6 protein-coding genes are annotated in these 8,998 nt (G+C 43.8%); all 6 read left to right on the forward strand.

Features of this window, described 5'->3' with window-relative positions:
• The first annotated feature begins 29 nt into the window (after positions 1-29).
• Entirely contained in the window at positions 30-3,248 is a 3,219-nt protein-coding gene (locus tag DW182_RS09825) for an alpha-mannosidase (RefSeq protein WP_118295377.1), read from the forward strand.
• 231 nt (positions 3,249-3,479) lie between these two features.
• Entirely contained in the window at positions 3,480-4,583 is a 1,104-nt protein-coding gene (locus DW182_RS09830; protein ID WP_118295378.1) for a Gfo/Idh/MocA family protein, read from the forward strand.
• A gap of 89 nt (positions 4,584-4,672) precedes the next feature.
• Positions 4,673-5,953 carry a hypothetical protein gene (locus DW182_RS09835; protein WP_118295379.1) on the forward strand — a complete coding sequence of 427 codons (1,281 nt, stop codon included), beginning with the start codon at positions 4,673-4,675 and terminating at the stop codon, positions 5,951-5,953.
• Between the two features lie 93 nt (positions 5,954-6,046).
• Positions 6,047-7,522, forward strand: coding sequence for a hypothetical protein (locus DW182_RS09840; RefSeq protein WP_118295380.1), 1,476 nt, complete (start codon positions 6,047-6,049; stop codon positions 7,520-7,522).
• Positions 7,523-7,737: 215 nt separating this feature from the next.
• Positions 7,738-7,953: a hypothetical protein gene (locus DW182_RS09845; RefSeq protein WP_118295381.1), complete on the forward strand. Its 216-nt coding sequence runs from the start codon at positions 7,738-7,740 to the stop codon at positions 7,951-7,953.
• Between the two features lie 187 nt (positions 7,954-8,140).
• Positions 8,141-8,998 (forward strand): BT4734/BF3469 family protein (locus tag DW182_RS09850; protein ID WP_305000462.1); only part of this gene is annotated, 858 nt, incomplete at its 3' end.

The following is an 8,998-nucleotide window of genomic DNA, read 5'->3' on the forward strand; positions in this document are numbered from 1 at the left end:
TTCAACTGCCATGTACTATTAAATTTGATATGATGAAAAAACTGATTTTTCCCCTGTTGTTTGCATTGGGCATAAGTACCCATGTTGATGCGCAGAAACCGTATAAAGCATACATGGTTTCCAACACCCATCTTGATACACAGTGGCTGTGGACTGTACAGACAACCATTGACCATTATCTGTACCGTACACTCACTCAGAATTTCTGGCTGATCGACCATTATCCCGGTTATATCTTCAATTTCGAAGGAGCGATTCGTTACCAATGGGCCAAAGAGTATTATCCAACCGAGTATGAACGGCTGAAAAATTATATAAAGGCAGGTCGTTGGAATATTTCAGGGAGCTCATGGGATTCTACTGATCCCAATATACCTTCACCGGAATCATTTTTCCGTAATCTTCTTTACGGACAGGAATTCTTTAAGAAAGAATTTGGTAAAAAATCAAATGATATTTTTCTTCCGGACTGTTTTGGTTTCGGATACACCCTGCCCACGATAGCTGCCCATTCTGGTATCATTGGTTTTTCCACACAGAAGCTCCAGCATCGCAAGTTGCCGTTTTATGGTGACCACAAACTACCGTTCATGTTCGGGTTGTGGGAAGGTATAGACGGTTCGCGCATTATGGCGGTGCCGCATGCCCAAGACTACGTTTCTAGATTTGATGGACAAGAGTTGAGTAACAATGGTAAACTGGTGGATTTAGCTAAAAACGGTCTTAATAATACCGTCTACCATTATTATGGAGCCGGAGACCGTGGAGGTTCGCCTACAATTGCTTCCGTAAGATCGGTTGAAACAGGAATGAAGGGTGAGGGACCGGTGCAGATAATAAGTGCACGTTCGGGGCAGTTGTTTGATGATTATTATCCTTTTGAAAAGCATCCGGAACTGCCTGTTTTCAAAGGGGAATTACTTATGGATGTACATGCGACAGGCTGTTATACATCTCAAGCAGCCATGAAACTTTTCAACCGTCGCAACGAACTGTTGGCCGATGCTGCTGAAAGAGCCTCAGTGGTGGCCGAATGGTTGGGAGGGGCGGCATACCCCGAAGAGTCGTTGCGTGAATCGTGGCAAAGGTTTTTGTGGCATCAATTCCATGATGACCTGACGGGTACAAGCATTCCGGCAGTTTATACTTTCTCATGGAATGATGAACTTATTTCCCAGTCGGAATTTGCAGAAATCACTACAGGTGCGGTCGGTGCGGTAAGTAGGGCACTTGATACACGGACAAGAGGCGCTTCAGTTGTGGTTTATAACCCTGTTGCCCAAAGCCGTTGCGATATAGTTACAGCCACAGTGGATATGGCTTCGCAACCGAAAGACATAGTAGCCGTTGCCCCCAATGGGAAAAAGGTTTCCGGGCAACTTCTTTCATGGCAGAACGGTAAGGCTACCGTACTTTTTCCGGTGGATATGGATCCGGTAAGTTTTTCGGTTTACGATGTGCGTAGCGGAAAAATATCCGGTACTAAGCAGTTGAAAGCTGAAAGTAATATTTTGGAGAATTCGATTTATAAAGTTGTACTGGACAAGAACGGAGACATCGCTTCGATAACTGATAAACGCAACGGACGTGAGTTGGTGGAACCAGGTAAGGCTTTTCGCCTTGCGCTTTTCACCCCTAGCGAGTCACGCACATGGCCGGCATGGGAGCTGTTCAAGAAAACGATTGACCAGACACCGTTGCCGGTAAATGGTAATGTTGAGATTTCCGTGGCGGAAAACGGACCGGTACGTGCTTCACTCAAAGTGAAACGTACTTACGGCACTTCCAACTTCGTACAGTATATAACTCTTACGGAAGGAGGACAAGATGACCGGATAGATATTCGTAACGAGATAGACTGGAACGAAAGGAATACCCTCCTTAAAGCCGAGTTCCCAATGAATGTGTCGAATGAAATAGCTACATACGACCTTGGCATAGGTTATATCGGACGCGGCAGCAATACAGATAACAAGTATGAGGTGGTAGCCCAGCAATGGGCCGACATTACGTCTGCGGATGGCAGTTACGGCATTTCTGTGATGAACGACAGCAAATACGGATGGGATAAACCGGACAACCATACGTTGAGGCTTACTCTCTTGAATACTCCGGCGGTAGGCAAGGATCCCAATATGGCTCATCAGGAACATCTGGACATGGGGCATCATACTTTTAGCTATTCCATATATGGTCATAAGTCCGATATTGCAGAAGCGGGGACTGCATGGAAAGCTGAAGCATTCAATCAGCCCTTACTTTCTTTCACTACTCCGAAACATGCCGGAACGTTGGGACGCAAGTTATCGTTCGTCAAGACCAATATGCCCGGCATAGCGATAAAGGCTGTTAAGAAAGCGGAAGACGGTAAGAGCTACATCGTAAGGGTGAACGAAATTTATGGAAAAGATTTTGAAAATGCAGAAATCATTTTTGCAAGTGCAGTGGAGAGCGCTTGTGAGGTGAACGGTATCGAGGAGTATGTCGGTGAGACAAAATATGAGGGTGACAAAATTGTTTTTAGCGGGACAGCTTTCCAACCACGCACTTTCAGTGTGAGACTTAAGGAAAATGCATGCCTCGCGATTCCAGAAAATCATTCTATAGATATTGAATGTAACGCGACTGCTCTTACAGCGGACGAATTCAGTATGTCGGGGAATTTTGATGGAGAAGGCAATTCTTTTGCTGCCGAACTGATGCCGGATGTAGTAGAAGCCGAGGGGGTAACGTTCCGGATGGAAAACAATCCTGCCGACTATAACTATATCCGTTGCGACGGGCAAACAATACCCCTTCCTGAGAAACACGGATATACGAAATGTTACCTGCTGGTGACTTCGTCACACGGTGACCGCAAAGCTTCGTTCCAGGTAGATGGGAAAGATTATAGTGTCAATGTACCCTTTTACTCAGGATTTATAGGTCAGTGGGGATGGACGGGTGAAAGTGAAGGCTATATGAAGGATGCTTCGATAGCTTATATCGGAACGCATCGCCACAGTAGCTGGGTGGGGGGTAATGAGTCCTATATTTATACTTATTTGTATAAAATCTGCCTTGATATTGCTCCGGATGCCAAGGCTCTGACTTTGCCGAAGGATGCGGGAGTAGCCCTTTTTGCAGTAACTCTTTCCGATAATTCGAACGATGATACAAAGCCTGCAACAGAGATGCGTGCCTTGCCTCATGAAACTGCAAAAGTGGAATATACGACTGAACCTGTGGCTGCTTCCCGTCGCCGTTGAGAGGACTGAGGGAATGTCGGAATCTGAGATATTTGCAAGCTGCTGGTAACATCTTGTTATGAGCGGCTTGTGTTTTTAATGTACGTTCAATATAATGTCTGCCGTAGATGGTTAGTTCATACAAAAAATGATAATTTCTTTTTGAGTTAATAGGAAATTAATGATTTTATTAATACTCCTCACGTATTATTGTTGTTGTAAATAAAAAACCTTTTATCTTTATAATGTGGTATGAATACAAAAAACATCTTTAAGACATTTTTCTTATGCTTGTCTGTTTTTAGTCTGTCTTTTACACTGAACGCTCAAGAATTGAAACCACTCCGTCTGGGTGTAGCGGGAGTATCACACGGACATCTCCATGAAGTGCTGATTCGGCTGGAAAGAGGTGATTTCGAAATTGTAGGAGTGGCAGAACCCGATGAACAGTTAAGAGTCAATAACCCGTTGCGCAAAAAGGTGGATAGTTCTCTTTTCTATGCCGATTTGGAGGAAATGCTGGATAAAACTAAGCCGGAGGCGGTTGTCGCTTACGGATCTATCTACGATCATCTGGCTATTGTAGAAGCCTGCGCACCGCGCGGTATACATGTAATGGTGGAAAAGCCTCTGGCAGTCAACATGAATCATGCGAATCGAATGGCTCGGTTGGCACGTGAAAACAATACGCTGCTACTGACAAACTACGAAACGACTTGGTATGATACGAATCATGAAGCCTATCGGTTAATAAAGAATGAAAACGCAATAGACAAGATAAATCGTATTGAAGTGTACGACGGGCATGAAGGCCCTATTGAAATAGGTTGCGGAAAAGAGTTCACCGACTGGCTGACCGATCCGAAGTTGAATGGAGGTGGAGCCGTAATAGACTTTGGCTGCTATGGCGCAAACTTGGTAACCTGGCTGATGAACGGTGAAAGACCTAAAAGTGTATACGCCATTCTGAAACAACTTAAGCCGGACAAATATCCGAAAGTAGATGACGATGCTACAATTTTAGTCGAGTACCCCTCTGCAACCGTACAAATTATGGGTTCATGGAATTGGCCGAAGGGACGGAAAGATATGCATATTTATGGTAGCGAAGGATATATCTATCAGGATACTCCGGGTTCTATGCGTGTTTATACCCATCGAAAAGAAAAAACGACATTGCCTCCCAAGCTTAAAGAGCCTTATAATGATTCTTTCTATTACCTGAAAGCTGCTGTTAGGAAGGAAATTCAGGTACAGCCTTATGATTTGTCTTCATTGGAAAATAACCTGATCGTTGTAGAAATATTAGAATCTGCAATCAAAAGTGCTAAAAGCGGTAAACCCGTCAGATTTTAAGCCGAATTATGAGACTTTGGGGTTTGCATGATAGATGCTCAATCTGCAAAGTCATATCAAAGTATTAACTGAATAATAACATTTTAATCATGAAAAAAGTATTCCTTTTCATCCTGCTCTGTGGATGTCTGGCTCTATCGGGCACACTCAAGGCTGCCGAAGGACAGCTAATGGCCGGAACGGCTAAAATAAACATTACTCCCAAACAAAACATCCCCCTACACGACTCTGTGTATGCACGTGCTTTGGTGATGGAGATAGGCGATATGCGTGTAGCACAGGTGTCTGTCGACTTGGTTAATTTTTATAGCGACCGCGTGGCTGATGTCTGCAAAGAAAAATACGGCATCACGCAGTTGCTGATCTGTGCTTCGCATACTCACGAAGATCCCAACATGGCTGATGCCAGACCTCGTGAAAAGAAACCTGACCACACTCCGTTCTTTGAAGAGTGCATCATTAAGGTAGTGGGCGAAGCAATTGGCAATATGTTCCCCGCACGTATCTCGGCTGGCACGCGTACGTTTCCGCAATTGGGTTTCAATCGCCTCATTATCCGTAAAGACGGTAAGGCTCGCGAATCGTGGATAGGCGATGAACACTACAATGTAGAAAACCCCGAACGGATACCTTTCGGCCCGGTTGACCCCGAAGTAGGCGTAATTAAGGTAGAAGATATGCAAGGTAATGCACGTGCCATCGTTATGAGTTATGCCATGCATGCAGACCTTGGTTGTTTCAGCTATGAAATTTCGGCCGACTATCCCGGATATGCTTGTAGGAAGGTGGAAGAAGCGTTCGATAACAAAGCTGTCTGCCTCTTTGTAGCAGGTGGCGGTGGTAATGTGGAAGGGCTGATGATTAGCCGGAGACGCTCAGGTCCCAATGATCCTATCAAAACAGACTACAAGCCCATTCAGCGCACAGGAGAATTGCTCGGAATCGAAGTGATTAAACTTGCCAATGCATTACATGCTTCCAGTGATAACACCTCTTTCAAAATGCGTACAGACTCGTTGCAATTCTCTACTCGCGCGGACAAAAACCGTAAGGTAAATGTCCATATCGCTACATTCCTCATTAATGACTTTGCAATAGCCGTTTGCCCGGGTGAAATGTTCGTACAACTTCAATTGGAATGGAAGGCAAAAGCCAGACTGGCCGATGTGACTCCTCTCTTCTTTGGCTATACGTATGTGAAGGGACGCTCACCCGGCTATGTAGCCGATGTACGCTCGGCGGCATTGGGAGGTTTTGGTGCCGAGGGTGGCAACCGTATACAAGTAGGAGGTGGCGAAGCCATCATCAACAAGCATTTAGAGAGTTTGTATATACTCAATGATCAGCGTGCGAGTATACACCTTAAATAAAGTAGGCATAATGAAATAAAGAAAATAGATGATTGGTAAGAATAGATACTCTACAGATTATCTATTCTTACCATATTATGGTATATATAAGAAATGAGAACTACAATATTTGTAATTGAGTTGTGCAGTATCTTATTTTGCTGTACTTCTTTGTTTGCTTCTGAGAAAGATAAAGATAGAACTTTCATACACTTCATTATGAATGGGCAGAGCCTGTCAACGGGACATCAGTCCTATCCAGTTATCTCAACGGAACATTTCAAAGGTAATTATATGCTGGGCAACCAAGTGTGGATAAATTATGGAAATACAGGAGAACTTAAGTTTGAACCATTGGTGGGAACTGTTTCCGAGGCTTTTGCCCATGAGAAGCATTTCAAGAGCAGGCGAGCTGGCACTATAGCCGAATGTCCTTTACTGGGTGCCGTCAATCACCTCCGGTTAAAACAACCCAAGATGCCCCGTATTCTAGCCACTTCGGTAGGAGTGAGCGGAGCAAGTGTAGAAGAACTTTCCAAAGAATCGGAGACGCGTACGGCATATAAAGAGTTTGTAACCTCATTGCAATCGGTAGCCCGAATAGTCGCACAAACGGATGCGAAAATTATTTGCCCTGCAATTTTCTGGATGCAAGGCGAGTTCAACTATGATCCGAATCCGGAAAAGGGACTACGCGCTAATGTGCCCAATACAACTGAAAAACGGGAGTATAAGAAGCTGCTTGTGAATATAAAGAATAATATGCAGAAAGACATACAGCGACAGTATGGTCAGACCAATAAACCGGTGTTTATCACTTATCAGACGGGTGCGCAATATATGCGGGATACATTATCAATCTCAATGGCTCAACTGGAAGCGGCCAACGAATATGATGACATTATCTGTGCGGGTCCCATTTACCCGATGACCGACCGAGGCGGACATCTTGACAGTAATGGATATCGCTGGTTTGGTGAGATGCTGGGAAAAGTGTATTATCAATCTCAAGTACAGGGCAAGCCATTCCAGCCGTTGCAACCGACGGTAATTGCGAGAGAAACACTGCCTACCCAAATACGTATCAAGTATCATGTACCGGTTCGTCCGTTGGTATTCGATGTTAATTTGGTACCCAAAATCAAGGATTACGGTTTTGAAATATACTTGCGTGATTACCGTCAGGAAAACAAACAAATCATAAAGCAGGTAGAGATAGACGGTGATGATGTGTTATTGACCTGTGAGCAACCCTTAGTTGGAGATGTCATTGTGGTGTATGCCGGTACCCGTTCATTTATAGAAGACCTCCCGAAGGGGAAAGATGGACTGCAAGGACATGGGAATTTACGTGATAGCGATCCGTACAAGGCTTTCTTTAAATACGAAGATTTGGATGAGGTGCATAAAAACGGTACTTTTATACATCCACGCGATAGCTTTGAGACAAGACTTCGTCCTGACTATGAGCCGAGAGAACGAAAAGGAAAAGTAATTTATGGAAAGAAATATCCGCTATATAATTTTAGTGTAGGCTTTTATTATAAATTGCCTGCAGAGAGTAAGCAAATAAGTGTGTTAGGAAACTAAATTTTATTACTTTTGCAAATTAATTATTTTAACTATAGTAATTCATACAAAATCATAAGAATTGCTGTAACTGATAATATATAATTTTCTCTGTGCATAAAAGTAGCCATTGTGTATACTACAGGTCTTTCCCCTGTCTATCCTTTGTGGATATCCCGAGCTTAACCTGATGCAAACTGAAATAAAATGTAGCAACAGGATAGACTGATTAAGTTTTGGAAGAGCGACTTAAAATTAATATTGCTGAGTTAAAAGAGTTGAGGAGTATGGATGCTTTTTGTGCTGTTCTGGCGAAAAAAAAGTTATTAAGCGAGGAAGGGGCCAGAATAGTGAGACGTATTCTGAAGACTCTCACCAAGCTTCTCTTGGATTATATGGAAAGGGAAGAAAGAAGAAAAAGAGAAAGGGAAAAAAATAAATATGGATTGTAAGAAACAGAATGAATAGTTAAAAAATACGAATATGCAAATTGTACACTTTTTGTTTTTATATCATTGAAGATGATGTGATTAGAAAATAGAAGTGTACAAAAATCAAAAGGTGATTTGTATTATTATGTTTTCCTTTACAGTGGCAGCGGCAATAGTGCCTGCTGCCTGATGCTGTAACATTGAAAATATGAAGGATACAGATCAAAAACAAATCGCAGATTCGGAATTTCCCGGTTCCGTCTCTGAGTTTCCGAGCGTGCGGAGTAAAACATCACGTACTATTACTATCCGGGAATTTGTAGATACGGTGCGTAGCGACCGCTATCGCCGGCAGGTACAGGAGTACCGTCGGCTGAAAGCTCTGCCTGGGCATGAAGCTGAAGCACAAGCCGTGAAGGACAGTATGCCTTGTATTGTACCTGCAGGTATTTGCCGGGGAGGGCATGCGGTGCAGTGTTTGTTGGTGCATAGCGCACTGTTGTGCATTGATTTGGACCATACCGGCGATCGAACCCGGGAGGTGTTGGAACTGACCCGTTCTTTACCTTTTACTTGCATTTCGTTCATCAGTATTTCCGGTGAGGGAATCAAGGTGCTGGTTCGCATACGGAAAGAGGATGTACAGGAAGATTACGCACGTCTTTATTCTGTTGTGGGCAGTGCGGTGAGTACTCATGTAAGGCATCCTTACGATGAGAAATGTAAGATTCTGACTCAGCCTTGTTTTTACAGTTATGACCCGGAAGCATATTGGAATGCTGAGGCTGTGGCATTTCAGATGCCGGAGTGTCCGTCGTTACCGGATGTTCCGCTAACCATTCCGCCGAAGGTGCTGGCAACCGGCCAGTCAAAGGCATTGCAGATTGTCGTTCCGGATACTTCGTCTGTAGCATGCGGATTTATTTCCCGTTTGCTCGATGAGTTTGAACGGAACAATCCCTTCCGTCGCGGTAATCGCAACGATCTGGCACTGAAGCTGGGACGTGTGGCAGGAAGTAAAGGTTTTTCTCCTGAAGAACTTGAAAAGTTGATCTCCCTTTTCTCC

Origin of the sequence: Bacteroides sp. AM16-24 (assembly GCF_003471885.1) — a bacterium.
GTDB lineage: Bacteria > Bacteroidota > Bacteroidia > Bacteroidales > Bacteroidaceae > Bacteroides.